Source organism: Thauera sp., from assembly GCF_035444905.1.
Lineage (GTDB): Bacteria > Pseudomonadota > Gammaproteobacteria > Burkholderiales > Rhodocyclaceae > Thauera.
The window spans coordinates 1-19578 of the sequence record NZ_DAOMPS010000066.1; the positions used below are offsets into that span (position 1 = coordinate 1).

Sequence of the window (19578 nt, forward strand, 5' to 3'; positions counted from 1 at the left end):
ACGCTCAGGCCAGTTGCTCGGGGAAGTCGGACTGGATTGCGTCGATCGCCTTGTGCGGGTCGTCTCAGAAAACGGAAAAAATCGTACGCTAAGCCGTTCCTCAGCCCCACGATGCAAACAGCCCGCGCGAAGGCGGGCTGTCGATGATGCCGGTGAAAGCTGGGCGCTACCCGCAACACCCGCGCTGCGCCTGAATCGGCGGGCATTTCACCGAGCCGAAGGAACAGAACACGCAGCAGTCGCCGGGGTTGGGGCGCAGCAACGCCTTGCAGTTGCAGCACTCGTAGAAGAACTGGCAGGCGTCGGTCGGCATGGTTTCCTGCTGGGCATATCCACAGCGTGGGCACGTCAACACGGACTCCAGGACAATGGGACTCACGGCGCACCTTGCCCGGTGGCGCGGACGCTCAGACTTACCTTGCCCTTGCTGGCAAGGTGCGCAACAACATGAATTGCGCTTGCCTCGCTGATCTTGAGCTTGGTCGCCAGGGCCGTTGCATCTGCCGCGCCCTGGTCGTCCAGTGCCGCGAGCGCCTCACGTTCCAGGCTTTCCATCCACTCGCCGAACAGGGTGTGAAGTTCGGGCGTAGCAAGCGCGGCCATCGACGTTGTCTTGTGGATGGCCGCCAGGATTTCCGAGCACATTCCCATCATCTGCTGCATGGGGTTGCCGGCCTCGCCGCCGGGCTGACTTCCCATCTGCCCCATCATCTTCTGCATCATGTCCATGGGGCCTTCGCCGCCCGAGCCCATCTGAGCCATCATCTTTTTCATCTTAGGGTCGTCTCAGAAAACGGGAAAAAATCGTACGTTAAGACTCGTTGACCAGCCGCCGCAACGCAGCGCCGATCAACGTTCCTTCGCTTTTTGCGTCGTCACTGCTGGATGTTTTCTCCCCGCCGGATGGCATACGCACGCCTCGCCATGGGCGGCGGCCTCCAGTTCGTGCAGGATGCCGCAGTCCGCAGCCACGTGCCCGGCCCCGCAGCTCGCCCGCAACGCCACCAACTGATTCTCCAGGGCGTTCAGGGACTTCAACCGCGCCCGCACCCGTCCGAGATGCTCGTCGATCAGCCGGTTGATCTCACCGCAATCGGCCTCCGGGTGGGCGACGAAATCGAGCAGGTGCCTGATCTCCGCAAGCGACATGTCAAGCGCCCGACAGTGGCGGACGAAGCTCAGGCGTTCCAGGTGTGCCGCGCCGTAGGCGCGGTAGCCATTCGCTGCCCGGGCGGGCGGCGGCAGCAACCTCGCCTTCTCGTAGTAGCGAATCGTTTCGACATCGACGCCGGTCGCCTGGCCAAGTTCTCCGATCCGCATGACACCTCCTCGCACGATTGCTCATGCTAAGCCGTTGACCCCGGAGCGACTACAGGGTTTTCAATGTTGACACTGCCGCAGCGGGCAGGACTCAGGGAACCCTCGAAAGGAGCGCAAGATGAAACCATTGATCACGTTGGGATTGGCCGCGGCCCTCGCGATGCCGGCGCCGTCCCTCTTTGCCGCCGACCCGCCAGCCGGCGCGGGCGGGCAGACGAAACAGGAGGCCCCCGGCACGACGGACTTTGACAAGCAGATGGCGCAGGTGCAGGAGAACATGAGAGCGATGCAGGAGCAGATGGACAGGATCCGCCAGACGGAGGATCCCCAGGCGCGGCAGAAACTGCTCCAGGACCACTGGACCACGATGCAGAACAACATGCAGATGATGCACGGCATGTGGGCACCGGGGATGATGGGGTGTTGCGGCGGGGCGCCGATGATGGGCCAGGGCCGTATGGGCGGCCGCATGATGGGCGGGCCCATGTGGGGGGACTACCGGCGTCTGACGCCCGAGCAACTCAAGCAGCGCCAATTCATGATGGAGCAATACATGCCGATGCAGCAGATGATGATGGATCAAATGATGCAGCATCAGCAGTGGATGTCGCAGCAGCCGCAGCCGAAGTGAGCCGTCCCGGGGTGGTCACTTCGGTGTCATGCCCCGCGAGCGACCGTTGCATTCCTCGTGCAGGACCACCATGAAGCAATCCGTTTTCGTCATCACCCACATGGACTGCCCGACCGAGGAGGCGCTGATTAGGGTAAGTGGTTGACTCTGTGGTCACTACAGGGTTTTCAATGGCGTCAAGGAGCGTGATCATGAACAAAGTGACTGAAGATACCCAGCTCTGCAATGTCGGGGGTGCATGCGCGCAGGACGCGACGCCGTCGCAGGAGCTTTTGCCCGGCGCGGCGGCCGAGAATACGGTTTATCGCATTCCGGCAATGGATTGCGCTACCGAAGAGATGGAGATCAGGCAGGCGCTGTCGTCGGTCGTCGGGGTTCGCCGGCTTGGCTTCGCGCTGGGTACGCGTACGCTTACGATCACGGCCGGAGCCGCCGTGCAGCAACAGGCACAAGATGCAATACGTGCGGCGGGCTTCGAGATCCATCTCGTCGATGCGGGGCAGTCCGGCCAGACGTTGCAAGCCGAGTCCGCTGACGACGATCGGCGAATCGGAGCTGGGCTCGCACGGCTGATCGGTGCCCTGATCTTGGCGGTGGGCGCTGAAGCATTGGCCTACTTTGCACCGGCAACCCTCCTGGTCAAGGTCGTGGGTATGGCCCTCGCTGCTGCGGCAATCGGCTTGTCGGGTTTGAGCGTTTATAAGAAGGGGCTCGTCGCGCTCAGTCGTGCTCGCCTGAACATCAATGCCCTGATGTCCGTCGCCGTCACCGGCGCATTCGTGATTGGCCAGTGGCCCGAGGCGGCCATGGTCATGGCGCTCTATGCCATCGCCGAGTTGATCGAGGCGCGCGCGGTCGACCAGGCACGCAATGCGATCACGAGCCTGATGGCCCTGGCCCCTGACGAAGCCGAGGTGAGGCAGGTGGACGGAAGTTGGGTGCGCGTCGCGGCCGCCTCGGTGCCTCTGGAGGCCATCATTCGCGTCAAACCCGGCGAGCGTGTGCCACTCGATGGTGTCGTGACCGTCGGAAACAGTGCGATCAACCAGGCACCGGTCACCGGCGAAAGTATTCCCGTCGACAAGCAACCCGGCGATCTCGTCTTTGCCGGGACGATCAATGAGACCGGGTTGCTCGAATGCCGCGTGACGGCCGTGGCGAGCAATACGACGCTGGCACGCATCATTCATGCCGTGGAACAAGCACAGAGCACGCGGGCGCCCACGCAGCGATTCGTCGACCGTTTCGCGGCGATCTATACGCCCGCCATCTTCGTGATCGCGCTGGCGGTGGCGATCGTCGGACCGTTGGGATTCGGCTGGCCCTGGCTCGATGCGCTCTACAAGGCGCTGGTCCTGCTCGTCATCGCTTGTCCCTGCGCGCTGGTCATCTCCACACCGGTGACCGTAGTGAGCGGGCTCACCGCGGCTGCACGACGGGGCATTCTGATCAAGGGTGGAACGTACCTCGAGGATGCGCGCAAGATCAAGGCGATCGCGCTTGACAAGACCGGCACTGTGACCGAAGGCAAGCCACGCCTCGTGGCCTTCGACGCCATCTCCGCCGACCATACCGAGCAGCGAACCGGGAGCCTTGCCGCAAGCCTTGCCGCCCACTCGGACCATCCGGTCTCGAAAGCCATTGCGGCCGGGCTCGACCACCCGCTGGAGGCCGTCGACGAATTCAATGCCCTCGCGGGGCGCGGTGTTCAAGGGCGCGTTGGCGACGACGTCCATGTTCTGGGTAACCACCGTTTGATCGAAGATCGCGGCCAGTGCAGTACTGAACTCGAGGCACGGCTGGCGGAGCACGAATCGCAAGGACGCACTGTCACGCTGCTGGCCTCGTCGACGAAGGTGCTGGGCCTGTTCGCGGTCGCGGACACGATCAAGGCATCGTCCCGGACTGCCATTGCCGAATTGCGTGCGCTGGGGGTCACCCCGGTGATGCTGACCGGCGACAATGAAGCGACCGCACGGTCGATTGCCGCGCAGGCCGGTATCGAGGATGCCCGCGGCAATCTACTGCCTGAAGACAAACTCGCTGCGATTCGCGACCTGCAGCGCCAATATGGTCCTACGGCAATGACAGGGGACGGCATTAACGATGCGCCGGCACTTGCTCAGGCCGACATGGGGATCGCCATGGGCGCGGCGGGCACCGATACGGCGATGGAGGCGGCTGACATCGTGATCATGAACGACGATCTGCGCCGTATCCCCGAGACGATCCGTTTGTCGCGGCGCACGCATTCGGTACTGTGGCAGAACATTACCCTGGCGCTCGGCATCAAGAGCGTTTTTCTGGTGCTCGCTCTTCTGGGGTCGGCCACGATGTGGATGGCCGTGTTTGCCGATATGGGCGCGAGCCTGCTCGTCGTGTTCAACGGCCTGCGCCTCTTGCGCCCGACCGAACGCACGGACTGAGGGACGGAACATCGGTGGAGGAGAAGTATCGTGCATGCGAGCAGCCGCTGCGAAACGGGCGCTGACCAACGCTACCGGTCGCTGTACGGAACCGAGAATCCGATCGTCGTCATTCCCTGAGAGGAACGAGCAAACGTCCGCCCCCCATGCATGCGCGCGATCGCGGCAACAATCGCAAGGCCCAAGCCATAGTTGTTATCCTCGCCATGCTTGCGCGCAGCATCGACCCGGTAGAAACGGTCAAAGAGGCGAGAAAGGTGCTCTTCGGCAATCTCGGGACCCGTATTGGTAACGGATAACGCGACTTCTCCCGGCGCCGCTTCGTGGATATCGACCTCGATCGTCGTGCCAGGTTGCGCGTATCGGGTGGCATTCGACAAAAGGTTCGACAGTGCCTGCCGAACGAGACGACTATCGACGCACGCTACGGCATCGCCAATGATCCCGATCGTGAGCCGCGCCTCGAGCAGCGGGGCCTCATGGTACTCGGCGACTTCACGCGCAAGCGCGGCAAGACTGCTGATCGTGCGGGTGCGTGCCTTGACGCCCCGGTCTGCATTGGACAGGAACAGCATGTCGTGCACGAGACTCGAAAGACGGTGTAGCTCTTCGAGGTTTGAACCCATGATGTCGCGAAGCTCAGCCGCGTCACCTTTGCCCTTCAGCGCCAGTTCCGTCTGCCCTATCAGCGTCGTCAAGGGGGTTCGCAGTTCGTGTGCGACGTCTGCGTTGAAACCTTCCAATTGGATGTACGCTCCCTGCAAGCGTTCGAGCACGGCGTTGAACTGCTGAACCAGCGGCTGCACTTCCTCTGCCTGCGCGGCGCCGTCGAGCCGTTCTGCGAGCCGTTCGGGGACGAGACGCATCGCCTGTTGCGCCAGTTCGTTGACCGGCTCGAGCGCTCGACGCACCAGCCACGCTCCTCCCAATGAAATCGCGATCGTGCCCGTCAAGGCGCAGGCGGCCAGTGTCCATGCAAGTCCGCGCAGCAACTGATCGTCGGATGCAACGTCCAAGGCCAGTTCTGCCTGCATCGGGGCAAAGGGATGTGTTGGAGAAGCAATATCGAAGACCACCCGCTTCTCGTTTGCGAGCATGAGGAGGCCTCGATCATCGGCGCCGTAGACCCACTGGCCCGATGCCGAGCGCAGGCGCAAGCGCAGATCGGATCGACCGGCAAAAAAGTCGTCGAGCTTGTGACGCAAGATGGCCAGGTCGTCCGGGGTCGTAATCTCTTCAACGAGATGTTCAATCACCTGACGATGTTGCTCGAGCGAAACCGCCTGCCGGGACGCCAGACTCAAGTGTGTGGCCACATACACGGCTGCGCAGACCAGACCCAAGCCGACGAGGGTCAGGAGGGCAAGCCCTCGCGAGAGCCACCGGCGCAGCGAACGAGGGGCCGCCGGTTTCATTCTTCCCGGCTTTCGAGCACGTAGCCCATCCCCCGGACCGTGTGCAGAAGCTTCCGGTCGAAGGGATCGTCCAGTTTCCCGCGCAGGCGGCGAACGGCGACTTCGACGACATTGGTATTGCTGTCGAAATTCATGTCCCAGACCTGCTCGGCCAGGACGGTGCGGGAGAGGGCCTCCCCCTGCCGGCGCAGCAGCAACGTCAGTAGCGTGAACTCCTTGGCGGTCAGCTCCAGCCGCAGCCCGCCGCGGGTCGCCCTGCGGCGCATCAGGTCGAGTTCGAGGTCTTCGAGGCGAAGCATGTTGAGTTCCGCCGCGGGTGACGCGGAAAGGGCACCCCGGCGCATCAAGGCCTGCACCCGCGCGAGCAGTTCGGACAGCGCAAACGGTTTGCCGAGGTAATCGTCGGCGCCGTCCTGTAGCCCCCGTACCCGGTCTTCGATCCTGTCGCGCGCCGTCAGCATGAGGACCGGAACCTGATTACTCTTGCGCAGTTCGTTCAGGACACCGAAGCCGTCGACGACCGGCAGCATGACATCCAGCAGGATCAGATCGTATTGCCCTTCGCGGGCGAAGTGCAGTCCGGTGGCCCCGTCATTGGCGACATCGACAACGTAGCTGCTCTCAGACAAGGCCTTGCGAAGATAGTCGGCAAGCTTGGGCTCGTCTTCAATCACCAGGACTTTCATGATCGAATTATGTCAAGAACCGGCTGAGCCGGACATTACAAAAACGTAATGCGGCAGTTCGCAAACTGACGAAGCGGCCTCCGTATAGTCGATTCACGCCTTGACCCTCAAGGCATCGGCAGGCCCAAACCGGTCTGGCGCCACGGATGATTCGACAGGAGTTCCATCATGGTCGCTCGCATACTCACTTCCACTGCGCTCGTCGCCAGCCTTCTGGTCGCACCGACCGTCTCGTACGCGGACGTCTGGCATCGCACGACGACCGAGGTGGGCTGGACGTTTCATCCCGACCATGGTGAAAGCACCAAGACCCGCGCTGACGTGATGCGCGAGCTTGAGCAGGCCAAGGCAGACGGAAGTTATGAATACTTCCGGCGTGGTCTGCCGATGCCGGACACGAACGCGGGCCCCGGCAAAACGCGAGAGCAGGTCCTGCAGGAACTCAAGAACGTGACGCCTGCCGAGCGCGCTTACATGGAGGAACTCTATGGCGCGAACTGAGCCTCCAGTTCGCGCCACGGATTGATGCCACCCCATTTCCAACCCTGAGACCTCCTGTAGAATCGGTGCGTGCGCAAGCTTCTGATCGTCCTCCTCGTGTTTTTTCTGCCGCTGCAGTGGAGCACCGCGGCCGTGGCGGCATTTTGCTCGCACGAAGGCGGTTCCCTGAAGCGCGCTCATCTGGGTCATCACACGCACGATCATGCGGACCGTGACGGCACCGAGCGCTCGGATCACGGGACGAGCAAGGCGTGTGACGCCAGTTGCAGCGCCGATCACGACCACAGCCATAGCCCGCACGCCCTGTTTGCCGCCACGCACAGTCTCGAGGTCTTCCCGGACCGCTCGGGCGACAGTCCCTATCGCTCCCCGCTGTCCGAGCCGCCGCCGGACAACCTCCTTCGCCCGCCCGCATCCCTCCTCGTCTGATTCCGCCGACGAGTTCGGGTTTCATGGATCCACGCATCGGTTGAGCACCGGTCGCGTGGCCGCCCTCGTCGGTTTCCTTTTGATCCGTCTCGCCGGGCGCATCGCCCGAGCGAGCCTGACGCCGTCCAGACGAGGACTCAATGACGAAGATCGACCCTTCGCGCGGCATCGGCCTGTGCGTCGCACTGTGCTTTCCCCTCATGACGTGGGCGCAGAACCCGCCCACTTCCGCGCCAGCCGCGCCAGCGCCAGCATGGCGTTCGCAGCCGGCTGCCGGCGATGCGGCAGTGAATGGCGCCCTGTCGCTAGGCCAGGCGCATGCGCTGGCCTACGCACAGAACCCGGAGCTGGCCGCATCGCGGCTCGAGGTGGAGGTGATGGCCGGCGCGAGCCAGCAAGCGCAGAGCCGCCCGAACCCCGAAATCGCCTACCTGCTCGAAGACACCCAGCGTCAGACGCGGACGACGACGCTCCAGCTCAATCAGCCGATCGAGATGGGCGGAAAACGCGCGGCGCGCATGCTGGCGGCCGAGCGCGGCCACGACATCGCCACCGAGGAACTCGCGGCAAAGCGACTTGCGATACGCGCGTCCGTCACCTCCGCGTATTACGACGCGCTGACCGCGCAGGAGCGCGTGCGCCTGGCCGAGCAGGCCATGGAACTCGCCCAGCGGGCAAGCCGGGCCGCCGGCCAGCGCGTCAAGGCCGGCAAGGTGGCGCCCATCGAAGAGACCAAGGCCCACGTTGCGCAAGCGGGCGTACAGGTCGAGCTGAGTCAGGCGCGCAGTGAATGGGTCGGTGCGCAGGCGCGGCTGGCGGCCTTGCTTGGCGAGCCCAGAGGCCTGTCCTGGAGGCTGGACGCCCAGCTCGATGCGTTGCCCGCGGTGCCGTCGATGGCCGATCTCGAGCGCTCGCTCGACAACGCGCCGGCCCTGCGCCGCGCCCGACTGGAGATCGACCGACGGCAGGCGCTGACGGAACTCGAGAAGGCGCGCCGAATCCCGGACATCACCGTCAGCCTGGGCGCGAAGCGGTCTGAAGAGTTGGGGCGCAACCAGGCCATCCTCGGCCTGTCCGTCCCGCTGCCGATCTTCGATACGAATCGGGGCAACCTGCTCGAGGCGCTCAAGCGCGAGGAGAAGGCTCGGGAAGAACTCTCCGCCAGCCAGTTGCAGGTGTCGGCCGAAGCGCGGGAGACCCGTGCGCGCCTGGCGTCGCTACGCCAGGAAGCCCAGCTCTTCGCCGAGCAGGTGCTGCCCGGCGCCCAAAGTGCCTACGACGCGGCGGCGAAGGGCTTCGAGCTGGGGAAATTCAGCTTCCTCGAAGCGCTCGATGCGCAGCGCACGCTGCTGCAGGCCCGCAGCCAGTACCTGCGCACACTGGCCGATACCCACCGCGCCCGCGCGGACCTCGACCGGCTGCTCGGCCTTGACGAATCAACCGAAACCCCGCGCGCGTCGGCAACAGTCCGGCGCACTGGAGAGTGAAATGGCAGAAACCAAACCGAAGAACACACCCTGGGCGATCGTCGCGGTGCTTGTCGTCGGGCTCGCGTTGGGTGCAGCAATTCTTGCGACCGATGGCAACAAGGCCGTCACTGACGAACAGGGGCATGCCGCCCACCCGGAGGCGCCCGGGCATGCCGAGGAGGAGCATCACGGTCAGGCCAAATCGACCGACCACGCCGACGATGCCTCGCATGCCGATGAAGAGCACCACGAGGCCGCCGCCGAACCGGCGAAAGGTCCACACGGCGGCAAGCTGCTCACCGATGGCCGCTACGGCATCGAGGTGACGATCTTCGAAACCGGGGCGGAACCTCAATTCCGGCTCTACACGTATTGGGATGGCAAGCCGCTCGATGTCGCGCAGAGCCAGGTCCAGCTTGTCCTCGAGCGGTTGGGGCAGTCGCCGCAACGTTTCAGCTTCACGAAGGAAGGTGACTACCTCAAGGGCGATGCGGTCGTGGCCGAGCCGCACTCCTTTGCGGTCAAGGTACAGGCGGACTACCAAGGAAAACGCTACCAGCTCGGCTACGAACAGGTCGAGGCCCGCGTCACCATGACCGAAGCACAGCTCCAGGGCGCCGGAATCGAGCTCGCCGAAGCGGCGCCGGCCACGATCGGAACAGCGCTCGAGTTACTGGGGGAGGTGCGCTACAACAGTGATCGTACCGTGCAGGTCGTCCCGCGGCTGGCCGGCCTGGTGGAGTCGGTGGCGGTCAGCGCAGGCGAACGTGTGCGCAAGGGACAGGTGCTCGCCGTGCTGAGCAGTCAATTGCTCGCCGACCAGCGTACCGAATTGTTGGCCGCGCAGCGTCGTCTCGCACTCGCACGGACCACCTACGAGCGTGAAAGGACGTTGTGGCAGGAGAAGATCTCGCCCGAGCAGGACATGCTGCAGGCGCGCACCGTCATGCAGGAAGGCGAGATTGCCGTACAGAGCGCACAACAGAAGCTCGCCACACTGGGCAGCGTTGCTTCGGGCGGCGGCGCACTCACGCGCTATGAGCTTCGCTCCCCGATCGACGGGGTCGTGACCGACAAACGCCTGTCGGTCGGCGAAGCGGTCAAGGAGGACGCCGCGGTCTTCACCGTCTCGGACCTGTCGTCGGTATGGGTGGAGGCGCCGGTGTCCGCGCAGGATCTGGGTGCGCTCGCCGCAGGCCAGACGGTAACGATCCGCGCCAGCGCCTTCGACGCGTCGGCGCCGGGCAGGGTCACCTTCATCAGCCCGCTGATCGGCGAGCAGTCCCGTACCGGCATCGCCCGCATCGTGGTGCAGAACCCCTCCGGTGTCTGGCGACCGGGATTGCCGGTGTCCGTCACCGTCGTCGCCGCGGAAACGAAGGTGCCAGTCGCGGTCGCGGTGGACGCCGTCCAGGATCTGCGCGACTGGAAGGTGGTATTCGGCCGCTACGGCGACGCCTTCGAAGCGCGCCCGCTCGAACTGGGTCGCAGCGACGGCCGACACGTGGAGGTGCTGGCAGGCCTGCAGGCGGGCGAGCGCTACGCGGCGAAGAACAGCTATGTCATCAAGGCGGAGCTCGGCAAGGCCGGCGCCAGCCACGACCACTGACCGGGAGCCCCCGACATGAAACAGATCACCGCCCTGATTCGCCCCCACCGCCTCGACGCCGTCGAGGCGGCGCTCGAAACGCTCCCGCATTGCCCCGGGTTCACCGTATTCGGCGCGAAAGGCCATCCCCGCGGGCATGGGCCGGACCACCGGTTCGTCGCCGACGAATGGAATCCCCACGCTCACGATGTGCTCGTGCTGCTGATCCTGTGCCAGCACGACGATGCGTCCGCCATCGTCGACGCGGTCGCGGCGGCGGCACGCACCGGGCAACCGGGCGACGGGATGATCGGCGTCGTCGAACTCGTCACCGCGGTCCGTATTCGCACCGGCGAACGCGACGCCGCGGCGCTTTGAGGAGAGGCTCGTGTTCGAACGCATCATCCGCTTCGCCATCGATCAAAGATGGCTCGTGCTGCTCGCCGTGCTCGGCATGGTCGGCGTCGGAATCTACAACTATCAGCGTCTGCCCATCGACGCGGTGCCCGACATCACCAACGTCCAGGTCCAGATCAATACCGAAGCCCCCGGCTACTCCCCGCTGGAGTCCGAACAGCGCGTGACCTTTCCGATCGAAACCACGATGGCCGGTTTGCCCAATCTCGAGCAGACCCGTTCCCTGTCGCGCTATGGCCTGTCCCAGGTCACCGTCGTGTTCAAGGACGGCACGGACATCTACTTTGCCCGGCAACTGGTGAACGAGCGCATCCAGGAGGCCCGCAGCAAACTGCCGGCCGGCCTCGCCCCGGCGCTCGGCCCCATCGCCACCGGGCTGGGCGAAATCTACATGTGGACGGTCGAGGCGACCGAGGGCGCGAAAAAACCCAACGGAAGCGCGTACACACCGATGGATCTGCGCGAGATTCAAGACTGGATCATCAAGCCGCAATTGCGCACCGTCCCAGGGGTCACCGAGATCAACACGATCGGCGGCTATGCAAAGGAGTTTCAGGTGGCACCCCTGCCCGATCGCATGGTGTCCTACGGGCTGGCCATCAGCGATCTGGTCACGGCGCTCGAGCGCAACAACGCCAACGTGGGGGCAGGTTATATCGAGCGTCGGGGCGAGCAGTATCTGATCCGCGCACCGGGACAGGTCGCCGGCATCGACGATATCGCCAATATCGTCGTCGGCCACGCCCAAGGGGTCCCGATACGCATCCGCGATGTGGCTGAAGTGGGCCTGGGCAAGGAGCTGCGCACCGGTGCCGCGACCGAGAATGGCCGCGAAGTGGTGCTGGGCACGGTGTTCATGCTCATCGGTGAGAACAGCCGCGACGTGTCGAAGGCGGTCGACGCACGCCTGCAGGCAATCAACAAGACCTTGCCCGAGGGCATCGTCGCCAAGACGGTCTATGACCGCACCATCCTGGTCGAAAAGGCCATCGACACGGTCAAGAAGAACCTGACCGAGGGCGCTCTGCTGGTCATTGCCATCCTGTTCCTGTTTCTCGGCAACATCCGTGCGGCGCTCATCACCGCGATGGTGATCCCGCTGGCGATGCTATTCACCTTCACCGGCATGGTGACGAACCGGGTCAGCGCCAACCTGATGAGCCTGGGCGCCCTGGACTTCGGCATCATCATCGATGGGGCCGTGGTGATCGTCGAGAACTGTGTGCGCCGCCTCGCCCACGCGCAGGCTGCGCTCGACCGGCCGATGACGCGCAACGAGCGGTTTCACGAAGTCTTCGTGGCGTCGAAGGAATCGCGGCGGGCGCTGCTCTTCGGCCAGCTCATCATCATGGTGGTGTACCTGCCGATCTTTGCCCTGACCGGGGTCGAAGGCAAGATGTTCCACCCGATGGCCTTTACCGTCGTGACCGCATTGCTGGGCGCGATGATTCTGTCGGTCACCTTCGTACCCGCAGCGGTTGCGCTCTTTCTGTCCGGCAAGGTCAGCGAGACCGAAAATCGGCTCATGGCGATCGCCAAGCGCGGCTACGCCCCGGCGTTCGACTGGGTCATGGCGCGCAAGCCGTTGGTTCTGACGATCGCCTGCGTCAGCATCGTGCTGTCAGGGCTACTGGCGACCCGCATGGGCAGCGAATTCATCCCGAGCCTCGATGAGGGCGACGTCGCGCTTCATGCGTTGCGCATTCCGGGCACGAGCCTGAGCCAATCGATCGACATGCAGGTGCAACTGGAGCGCACGGTCAAGGCCTTCCCCGAAGTCGACAACGTGTTCGCCAAGATTGGTACGGCCGAGATCGCAACCGACCCGATGCCACCCAATGTCGCCGACAACTTCGTGATGCTCAAGCCGCGGGACCAGTGGCCGGACCCGCAGAAGTCCAAGAGTGAGCTGGTCGCGGCGATGCAGCGTGCGGTCGGTCAGATACCGGGCAACAACTACGAGTTTACGCAACCGATTCAGATGCGATTCAACGAGTTGATCTCGGGCGTTCGCAGCGACGTGGCGGTGAAGGTCTTCGGTGACGACATGGACACCATGAACGAGACGGCAGAACGCATTGCCGCCGTGCTCGAGGGGGTTCCGGGTGCTGCCGACGTGAAGGTGGAGCAGACCACTGGCCTGCCCATGCTGACGGTCCGGATCGACCGGAATCAGATTGCCCGGCTCGGCCTGAACGTCGCCGACGTCCAGGACAGCGTCTCGGCTGCGCTCGGCGGGCAGGAGGCCGGGGCGGTGTTCGAGGGCGACCGGCGCTTCGACATCCTGGTCCGGTTGCCCGATGCGATTCGCGGTGACCTCGAGGCGATCCGCCGTCTGCCAATCCGCGTGCCCGCCGGCGAGAACGGCGCGCGTGGCTTCGTCCGGCTGGGCGATGTCGCACGCATCGAGTCTGCGCCCGGCCCCAACCAGATCAGCCGCGAAAACGGCAAACGTCGGGTTGTGGTGACCGCCAACGTGCGCGGGCGCGACATTGGTTCCTTCGTCGCCGAGGCGGAAACGAAGATCGCCACGGCGGTGCAGGTGCCCACAGGGTACTGGACGACCTGGGGCGGCACCTTCGAGCAGTTGCAGTCGGCCGCCAAACGGCTTCAGATCGTCGTGCCGGTCGCGTTGCTGCTTGTCCTAACGTTGCTCTTCATGATGTTTGGCAATGTCAAGGACGGGCTGCTGGTCTTTACCGGCGTCCCCTTCGCGCTGACCGGCGGCATCCTGGCGCTGTGGTTGCGCGATATCCCGCTGTCGATCTCCGCCGGTGTCGGCTTCATCGCGCTGTCGGGCGTGGCCGTGCTCAACGGCCTGGTGATGATCTCGTACATCCGGAGTCTGCGCGATGACGGCTTCGATCTCGATGACGCGATCCGGGAGGGCGCGCTGACGCGATTGCGTCCTGTGCTGATGACGGCGCTGGTCGCATCGCTCGGGTTCGTTCCCATGGCGATCGCGGTCGGTACCGGTGCCGAAGTGCAGCGGCCGCTGGCCACTGTGGTCATCGGCGGCATCCTGTCGTCTACCGCACTGACGCTGCTCGTGCTGCCGGCGCTGTATCGCATCGCCCATGGACGCGAGAGGCGAATGGCGCCACCCGCGGAGACATTCGCTCCCGCCCATTGATCCTGTGTGGGGCGGAAGGGTACGAACCGCTGCGCTTTCGCCCGATAGACCCGATCCACCCGCGGTTCTCTACTTCGTCATGGAGGTCGCATGAAACACGCTTCTGTCATTGCAACGGTGATCGTCCTGGTGTCCTTCAGCGTCTTCGCCGCAGGCGGGCATGACCATGACAAGGGCCATGTGCCCCGACATGGCGGCATGGTGGCCGAAGTCAATGAAGTGGACTATGAACTCGTGGCTACGTGAACCCTGCTGCAACTCTACCTTCGCGATCATGGGAAGAGCGTTGCCGTCACCGGAGGCGCCGCAAGAGTCACTTTGCTGTCGGGTAAGGAAAGGATCGAAACCGCGCTATTGCCCGCCGTGGAGAAATTCGAGGTGCAAGGCCACTTCAAGATCATCCCCGGCATGAAGTTTGTGGCCGTGGTTGCCCTCCCCGGGCGGGGTGAGGCAACCGTGTGGTTCCGATTGCGATGACTTGACGCACCCATTGCGTCCGATGTGGGGTCAGCTCACGAAACGGAAAAATCGTACGCTAAGCCGGTCGTAGCGGCCCTAGATTTGCCACGCTCGGCTACGAGGAGGTTTGCGAAGCAACAGGATCAATACCGCCGAGTCTCGCGAGGAAGCGGACATAGACCAACTCGCTGAGCAACTCGACAAGAGTTTGCGTAACGACGATGGCAGGCAATACGGGTATGGCCCCAGGTACAGCGAGAGCAAGCGGCAACACGACAAGGGAATTTCGAGTGCCTGCGCTGAAAGCGATGGCTCGGCCGGCGGGGGCATCAAGGCGGAACAGCCGGCTGATGCTCCATCCGATCAGGGGGGCGATCACAGCAAAGGCGATATAGAAGGGAATCACACCCAAGGCCGCATCGGTCGCGGAGCCGAGCCGCGGCACCACGGCCGCGACGACGACGAATAGGACAAGGGCGGTCGCTGGTACCGGCAATAGACCAAGTGCCGCTGAGGTCTTTTCACCGGCCAGGCTTCGAGCCGCCCATAGTTGCACAAGCCCAGCAAGGGCGAGTGGAACCGCGATCAACCAGACGAAGGCATGAACGAACGGGCCGGGCTGCACGAGGGTTGCGGCATCGTTCCCGAGAAGCAGGCCGAGATAGACCGGCAGCAGCAGCATTTGCACAACCAGGAGCGCAGGGGTTGCCGCCAGTAGCAGCCGCGCATCGGCACGACCGAGGTGCGAGAACGTAACCACGTAGTCAATGCAAGGCGTCAGCAACACCAGCAGCACGCCAAGCCTCACCATAGGGTCCGATGGCAGGAATTGCACCAATACGGCCACCAAGAGCGGCGTTACGATGAAATTGGTAATGAGCAGTGCGGCAAGGAACCGGCCGCGACTGAAGGCCCGGCCAAGGTCGGCCAGGGGCACTTGCAGGAATGTCACGAACAGCATGAGTGCAAGCGCCGGGTTGACGCCACCCTCAAGCGCTGCCGTGCCGGGTACGAGCAAAGCGACAAGCGCAGCCAACACAACGGCCGCGAAGTAAATGCCGACTTGGTGCCTCTCGAATATTTCCCGGATGTCTTGCATGTCTGTATTTCGCTCCTTTGTGTCAATTTGAAGCATACCCTAACCTGGCGTCAGACCAGCCGACGCGAAAGCGTCAGGATAGACTTGCTTTCCGAATTGATTGACACACGCCACCAAGGGTCATAAATTTCTTCCTGACACATTGTCCTCAGGAGTACACCTTGAACGGTCAGCGCATCGGCTACGTCCGCGTCAGCAGCTTCGACCAGAACCCGGAACGCCAGCTCGAGCAGGTTTCGGTGGACCGGCTGTTCACTGATAAGGCGTCGGGCAAGGACACCCAGCGTCCTGAGCTGGAACGGCTGCTCGCCTTCGTGCGCGAGGGCGACACCGTGGTGGTGCACAGCATGGACCGCCTGGCGCGCAACCTCGATGATCTGCGCCGCCTGGTGCAAAAGCTCACCCAGTGCGGCGTGCGCATCGAATTCGTCAAGGAGAGTCTGACCTTCACCGGTGAGGACTCGCCGATGGCGAACCTCATGCTGTCGGTGATGGGCGCGTTCGCCGAGTTCGAGCGGGCGCTCATCCGCGAGCGGCAGCGCGAAGGGATCGCGCTCGCCAAGCAGCGCGGAGCCTATCGGGGGCGCAAGAAGTCTCTGAACAGCGAAAAGATCGAGGAACTGAAACGGCGCATCGCGGCGGGCGAGCAGAAAGCCAAGCTCGCCCGCGAGTTCGGCATCAGCCGCGAAACGCTTTACCAGTACATGCGAGAAACCTGACCATGCCTCGCCGTTCGATCCTGTCCGCTGCCGAGCGCGAAAGCTTGCTGGCGTTGCCCGATACACAAGACGAACTCATCCGACACTACACCTTCAGCGAATCCGACCTGTCACTGATCCGCCAGCGGCGCGGTGAGGCCAACCGCCTGGGTGTCGCGGTGCAGTTGTGTTTGCTGCGCTTCCCCGGTCAGGGCCTGTTACCGGACGCTGAGGTGCCGAGGCCCCTGCTGCAATGGATCGAACGGCACCTGCGACTCGATCCGGCATGTTGGCCGCAATATTCCGAACGGGAGGAGACCCGGCGCGAACACCTGCTCGAACTGCGGGCGTACCTGGACATGGAGCCGTTCGGCTTGGGGCACTATCGCCAGGCTGTTCATGCCACGACCGCACTGGCCTTGCAGACCGACAAGGGCATCGTGCTGGCCGGCAGTGTCCTCGACTCCCTGCGGCACCAACACATCATCTTGCCGACACTCGATGTGATCGAGCGCGTCTGCGCCGAGGCGATCACCCGCGCCAACCGGCGCATCTACGACGCCTTGGCCGAACCGCTGTCGGACGCGCATCGCCGCCGCCTCGACGATCTGCTCAAGCGCCGCGAGAACGGCAAGGCGACCTGGCTGGCCTGGCTGCGCCAGTCACCGGCCAAGCCGAACTCGCGGCACATGCTTGAACACATCGGACGCCTCAAGGCATGGCAGGCGCTCGATCTGCCTTCCGGTATTGAGCGCCTGGTACACCAGAACCGCTTGCTGAAGATCGCTCGCGAGGGCGCCCAGATGACGCCCGCCGACCTCGCCAAGTTCGAGCCGCAGCGCCGCTACGCCACCTTGGTAGCGCTCGCCATCGAGGGCATGGCCACCGTCACCGACGAAATCATCGACCTGCACGATCGCATCCTGGGCAAGCTTTTCAACGCCGCCAAGAACAAGCATCAACAGCAGTTTCAGGCATCCGGCAAGGCGATCAACGCCAAGGTGCGCCTGTTCGGCCGCATCGGCCGGGCGCTGATCGAGGCCAAACAGGCGGGCAGCGATCCGTTCGCCGCCATCGAGGCGGTCATGTCGTGGGACGCCTTCACGGAGAGCGTCACCGAGGCGCAGCGGCTCGCGCAGCCCGAGGACTTCGATTTCCTGCACCGCATCGGCGAGCACCACGCCACGCTGCGCCGCTACGCGCCGGAATTCCTCGACGTGCTCAAGCTGCGAGCCGCGCCTGCCGCCAAGGATATGCTCGACGCCATCGAGGTGCTGCGCGGCATGAACCGCGACAACGCCCGCAAGGTGCCCGCCGATGCGCCGACCGACTTCATCAAGCCGCGCTGGCAGAAGCTGGTGATGACCGACACCGGCATCGACCGGCGCTACTACGAGTTGTGCGCGCTGTCGGAGCTGAAGAACGCGCTGCGCTCCGGCGACATCTGGGTACAAGGCTCGCGCCAGTTCAAGGACTTCGAGGACTACCTGGTGCCGCCCGCGAAATTCGTCAGCCTCAAGCAGGCCAGCGAATTGCCGCTGGCCGTGGCCACCGACTGCGATCAGTACCTGCGTGACAGGCTGACACTGTTGGAAACGCAGCTCGCCACGGTCAACCGCATCGCGCTGGCCAACGAACTGCCGGACGCCATCATCACGGAGTCGGGTCTAAAGATCACGCCGCTCGATGCGGCCGTGCCCGACACCGCGCAGGCGCTGATCGACCAGACGGCGATGATCCTGCCGCACGTCAAGATCACCGAACTGCTCTTGGAGGTGGACCAATGGACGGGCTTTACCCGTCACTTCACCCACCTCAAGTCGGGCGATCTGGCCAAGGACAAGAACCTGCTGCTGAGCACGATCCTGGCCGACGCAATCAACCTCGGCCTGACCAAGATGGCGGAATCCTGCCCCGGAACGACCTACGCCAAGCTGGCCTGGTTGCAAGCCTGGCACATCCGCGACGAAACCTACGGGGCGGCGCTGGCCGAGCTGGTCAACGCGCAGTTCCGTCACCCCTTCGCCGAGCATTGGGGCGACGGCACCACCTCGTCGTCAGACGGCCAGAACTTCCGCACCGGCAGCAAGGCCGAGAGTACCGGCCACATCAACCCGAAATACGGCAGCAGTCCAGGGCGGACGTTCTACACCCACATCTCCGACCAGTACGCACCGTTCCACACCAAGGTCGTCAACGTCGGTGTGCGCGACTCGACCTACGTGCTCGACGGCCTGCTGTACCACGAATCCGACCTGCGCATCGAGGAGCACTACACTGATACGGCGGGCTTCACCGATCACGTCTTCGCGCTGATGCACCTGCTGGGCTTTCGCTTCGCGCCACGCATCCGCGACCTGGGCGACACCAAGCTCTACATCCCGAAGGGCGATGCTGCCTTTGAGGCACTGAAGCCCATGATCGGCGGCACGCTCAACATCAAGAACGTCCGTGCCCATTGGGACGAAATCCTGCGGCTGGCCACTTCGATAAAGCAGGGTACTGTGACGGCTTCGCTGATGCTCAGGAAGCTCGGCAGCTACCCGCGCCAGAACGGCCTGGCCGTGGCCCTGCGCGAGCTGGGGCGCATCGAGCGCACGCTGTTCATTCTGGACTGGCTGCAAAGCGTCGAGCTGCGCCGCCGCGTGCATGCCGGGCTGAACAAGGGCGAAGCCCGCAACGCGCTGGCCCGCGCCGTGTTCTTCAACCGGCTGGGCGAAATCCGCGATCGCAGTTTCGAGCAGCAACGCTACCGGGCCAGCGGCCTCAACCTGGTGACGGCGGCCATCGTGTTGTGGAACACGGTCTATCTGGAGCGGGCGGCGAACGCCCTGCGTAGCCACGGCCAAGTCATCGATGACAGCCTGTTGCAGTGCCTGTCGCCGCTGGGCTGGGAGCACATCAACCTGACCGGCGATTACCTCTGGCGCAGCAGCGCCAAGATCGGCGCGGGCAAGTTCAGGCCGCTACGACCGCTGCAACCGGCTTAGCGTACGATTTTTTCCGTTTTCTGAGGCGACCCCTTGTGGAACGCCTCCCGAACACAGGCTTCCGAGCAGCCCATGAGCAGTGCATCTTCCAGTGCATCCTTGACCATTTGCTGTAGCTCCTCGAGGTTCTCGCCGAGGACTTTGAGCTTTTCGACACAGGCGATCGGGTCGCCGTTGGGTTTGAGCCAGAGCGGAGTGGGCATGGCTAGGGGATGGCTGTGGACGGTAGCCTCACCCTAGCAAATTGAGCGTGAAGAAAGAAGGGTATCCGGATTTGAGTGTGTTTGAGGGGTCACAGCCGGCCATCTTCGAGCAGC

General features: G+C 63.9%; 18 protein-coding genes. 11 read left to right on the forward strand and 7 right to left on the reverse strand.

Going from position 1 to position 19578, the window contains the following annotated elements:
* Positions 1–166: 166 nt before the first annotated feature.
* The 3 genes from PLC66_RS19705 to cadR all read right to left on the reverse strand — a co-directional run bounded on the left by PLC66_RS19705 (position 167) and on the right by cadR (position 1320).
* Positions 167–379, reverse strand: coding sequence for a GDCCVxC domain-containing (seleno)protein (locus PLC66_RS19705; RefSeq protein WP_034928676.1), 213 nt, complete (start codon positions 377–379; stop codon positions 167–169).
* The gene (locus PLC66_RS19710; RefSeq protein WP_034928677.1) at positions 376–774 is read right to left on the reverse strand and encodes a hypothetical protein; all 399 of its coding nucleotides are present in this window, start codon (positions 772–774) and stop codon (positions 376–378) included. Before PLC66_RS19710 ends, PLC66_RS19705 begins: the two co-directional genes overlap by 4 nt.
* Before the next feature lie 75 nt (positions 775–849).
* The gene (gene cadR / locus PLC66_RS19715) at positions 850–1320 is read right to left on the reverse strand and encodes a Cd(II)/Pb(II)-responsive transcriptional regulator (protein ID WP_043743675.1); all 471 of its coding nucleotides are present in this window, start codon (positions 1318–1320) and stop codon (positions 850–852) included.
* 118 nt (positions 1321–1438) lie between these two features.
* Between cadR and PLC66_RS19720 the strand changes: the two genes are divergently transcribed.
* Both PLC66_RS19720 and PLC66_RS19725 read left to right on the forward strand, forming a co-directional pair.
* Positions 1439–1951, forward strand: a complete 513-nt coding sequence (locus PLC66_RS19720; protein WP_034928684.1) for a hypothetical protein — start codon at positions 1439–1441, stop codon at positions 1949–1951.
* Between the two features lie 191 nt (positions 1952–2142).
* On the forward strand, positions 2143–4377 hold the full coding sequence (locus PLC66_RS19725) for a heavy metal translocating P-type ATPase (RefSeq protein ID WP_324543681.1): 2235 nt from the start codon (positions 2143–2145) through the stop codon (positions 4375–4377).
* A gap of 71 nt (positions 4378–4448) precedes the next feature.
* On the opposite strand, the gene PLC66_RS19730 is transcribed toward PLC66_RS19725, so the two are convergent.
* Together PLC66_RS19730 and PLC66_RS19735 are read right to left on the reverse strand one after the other, a co-directional pair.
* On the reverse strand, positions 4449–5792 hold the full coding sequence (locus tag PLC66_RS19730; protein ID WP_324543683.1) for a heavy metal sensor histidine kinase: 1344 nt from the start codon (positions 5790–5792) through the stop codon (positions 4449–4451).
* Positions 5789–6478, reverse strand: a complete 690-nt coding sequence (locus tag PLC66_RS19735) for a heavy metal response regulator transcription factor (protein ID WP_324543685.1) — start codon at positions 6476–6478, stop codon at positions 5789–5791. The genes PLC66_RS19730 and PLC66_RS19735 overlap by 4 nt, the downstream gene beginning before the upstream one ends.
* Positions 6479–6646: 168 nt before the next feature.
* On the opposite strand from PLC66_RS19735, the gene PLC66_RS19740 reads away from it, so the two are divergent.
* From PLC66_RS19740 to PLC66_RS19770, 7 genes are all read left to right on the forward strand, one after another.
* Entirely contained in the window at positions 6647–6979 is a 333-nt protein-coding gene (locus tag PLC66_RS19740) for a DUF4148 domain-containing protein (RefSeq protein WP_043743683.1), read from the forward strand.
* A gap of 69 nt (positions 6980–7048) precedes the next feature.
* Positions 7049–7408, forward strand: coding sequence for a hypothetical protein (locus tag PLC66_RS19745; protein WP_034928692.1), 360 nt, complete (start codon positions 7049–7051; stop codon positions 7406–7408).
* A 140-nt stretch (positions 7409–7548) separates the two neighbouring features.
* Complete coding sequence (locus tag PLC66_RS19750) at positions 7549–8895, forward strand: TolC family protein (RefSeq protein ID WP_324543689.1); 1347 nt, start codon at positions 7549–7551, stop codon at positions 8893–8895.
* 1 nt (position 8896) lies between these two features.
* Positions 8897–10486, forward strand: coding sequence for an efflux RND transporter periplasmic adaptor subunit (locus tag PLC66_RS19755; protein ID WP_324543691.1), 1590 nt, complete (start codon positions 8897–8899; stop codon positions 10484–10486).
* Between the two features lie 15 nt (positions 10487–10501).
* Entirely contained in the window at positions 10502–10843 is a 342-nt protein-coding gene (locus PLC66_RS19760; RefSeq protein ID WP_324543693.1) for a P-II family nitrogen regulator, read from the forward strand.
* Between the two features lie 10 nt (positions 10844–10853).
* Positions 10854–14015, forward strand: coding sequence for an efflux RND transporter permease subunit (locus tag PLC66_RS19765; protein ID WP_324543695.1), 3162 nt, complete (start codon positions 10854–10856; stop codon positions 14013–14015).
* A gap of 90 nt (positions 14016–14105) precedes the next feature.
* Positions 14106–14261, forward strand: coding sequence for a hypothetical protein (locus PLC66_RS19770; protein WP_156147802.1), 156 nt, complete (start codon positions 14106–14108; stop codon positions 14259–14261).
* 328 nt (positions 14262–14589) lie between these two features.
* Here PLC66_RS19770 and PLC66_RS19775 read toward each other — a convergent pair whose 3' ends face one another.
* Positions 14590–15573 carry an arsenic resistance protein gene (locus PLC66_RS19775; protein ID WP_043743696.1) on the reverse strand — a complete coding sequence of 328 codons (984 nt, stop codon included), beginning with the start codon at positions 15571–15573 and terminating at the stop codon, positions 14590–14592.
* Positions 15574–15734: 161 nt separating this feature from the next.
* Here PLC66_RS19775 and PLC66_RS19780 point away from each other — a divergent pair, with 161 nt between their 5' ends.
* Positions 15735–16292, forward strand: a complete 558-nt coding sequence (locus PLC66_RS19780; RefSeq protein WP_324543701.1) for a recombinase family protein — start codon at positions 15735–15737, stop codon at positions 16290–16292.
* 2 nt (positions 16293–16294) lie between these two features.
* Positions 16295–19261: a Tn3 family transposase gene (locus PLC66_RS19785; RefSeq protein WP_096453049.1), complete on the forward strand. Its 2967-nt coding sequence runs from the start codon at positions 16295–16297 to the stop codon at positions 19259–19261.
* On the opposite strand, the gene PLC66_RS19790 is transcribed toward PLC66_RS19785, so the two are convergent.
* Positions 19258–19464, reverse strand: a complete 207-nt coding sequence (locus PLC66_RS19790; RefSeq protein ID WP_324543705.1) for a hypothetical protein — start codon at positions 19462–19464, stop codon at positions 19258–19260. The two genes, PLC66_RS19785 and PLC66_RS19790, sit on opposite strands and share 4 nt — an antisense overlap.
* Between the last annotated feature and the right edge of the window lie 114 nt (positions 19465–19578).

Coding starts and splice junctions, on each gene's coding strand:
- PLC66_RS19770 (WP_156147802.1), top strand. CDS start 14,106: ATGAAACACGCTTCTGTCATTGCAACGGTGATCGTCCTGGTGTCCTTC.
- PLC66_RS19730 (WP_324543683.1), bottom strand. CDS start 5,792: ATGAAACCGGCGGCCCCTCGTTCGCTGCGCCGGTGGCTCTCGCGAGGG.
- PLC66_RS19720 (WP_034928684.1), top strand. CDS start 1,439: ATGAAACCATTGATCACGTTGGGATTGGCCGCGGCCCTCGCGATGCCG.
- PLC66_RS19775 (WP_043743696.1), bottom strand. CDS start 15,573: ATGCAAGACATCCGGGAAATATTCGAGAGGCACCAAGTCGGCATTTAC.
- PLC66_RS19740 (WP_043743683.1), top strand. CDS start 6,647: ATGGTCGCTCGCATACTCACTTCCACTGCGCTCGTCGCCAGCCTTCTG.
- PLC66_RS19755 (WP_324543691.1), top strand. CDS start 8,897: ATGGCAGAAACCAAACCGAAGAACACACCCTGGGCGATCGTCGCGGTG.
- PLC66_RS19750 (WP_324543689.1), top strand. CDS start 7,549: ATGACGAAGATCGACCCTTCGCGCGGCATCGGCCTGTGCGTCGCACTG.
- PLC66_RS19790 (WP_324543705.1), bottom strand. CDS start 19,464: ATGCCCACTCCGCTCTGGCTCAAACCCAACGGCGACCCGATCGCCTGT.
- PLC66_RS19725 (WP_324543681.1), top strand. CDS start 2,143: ATGAACAAAGTGACTGAAGATACCCAGCTCTGCAATGTCGGGGGTGCA.
- PLC66_RS19785 (WP_096453049.1), top strand. CDS start 16,295: ATGCCTCGCCGTTCGATCCTGTCCGCTGCCGAGCGCGAAAGCTTGCTG.
- cadR (WP_043743675.1), bottom strand. CDS start 1,320: ATGCGGATCGGAGAACTTGGCCAGGCGACCGGCGTCGATGTCGAAACG.
- PLC66_RS19760 (WP_324543693.1), top strand. CDS start 10,502: ATGAAACAGATCACCGCCCTGATTCGCCCCCACCGCCTCGACGCCGTC.
- PLC66_RS19710 (WP_034928677.1), bottom strand. CDS start 774: ATGAAAAAGATGATGGCTCAGATGGGCTCGGGCGGCGAAGGCCCCATG.
- PLC66_RS19735 (WP_324543685.1), bottom strand. CDS start 6,478: ATGAAAGTCCTGGTGATTGAAGACGAGCCCAAGCTTGCCGACTATCTT.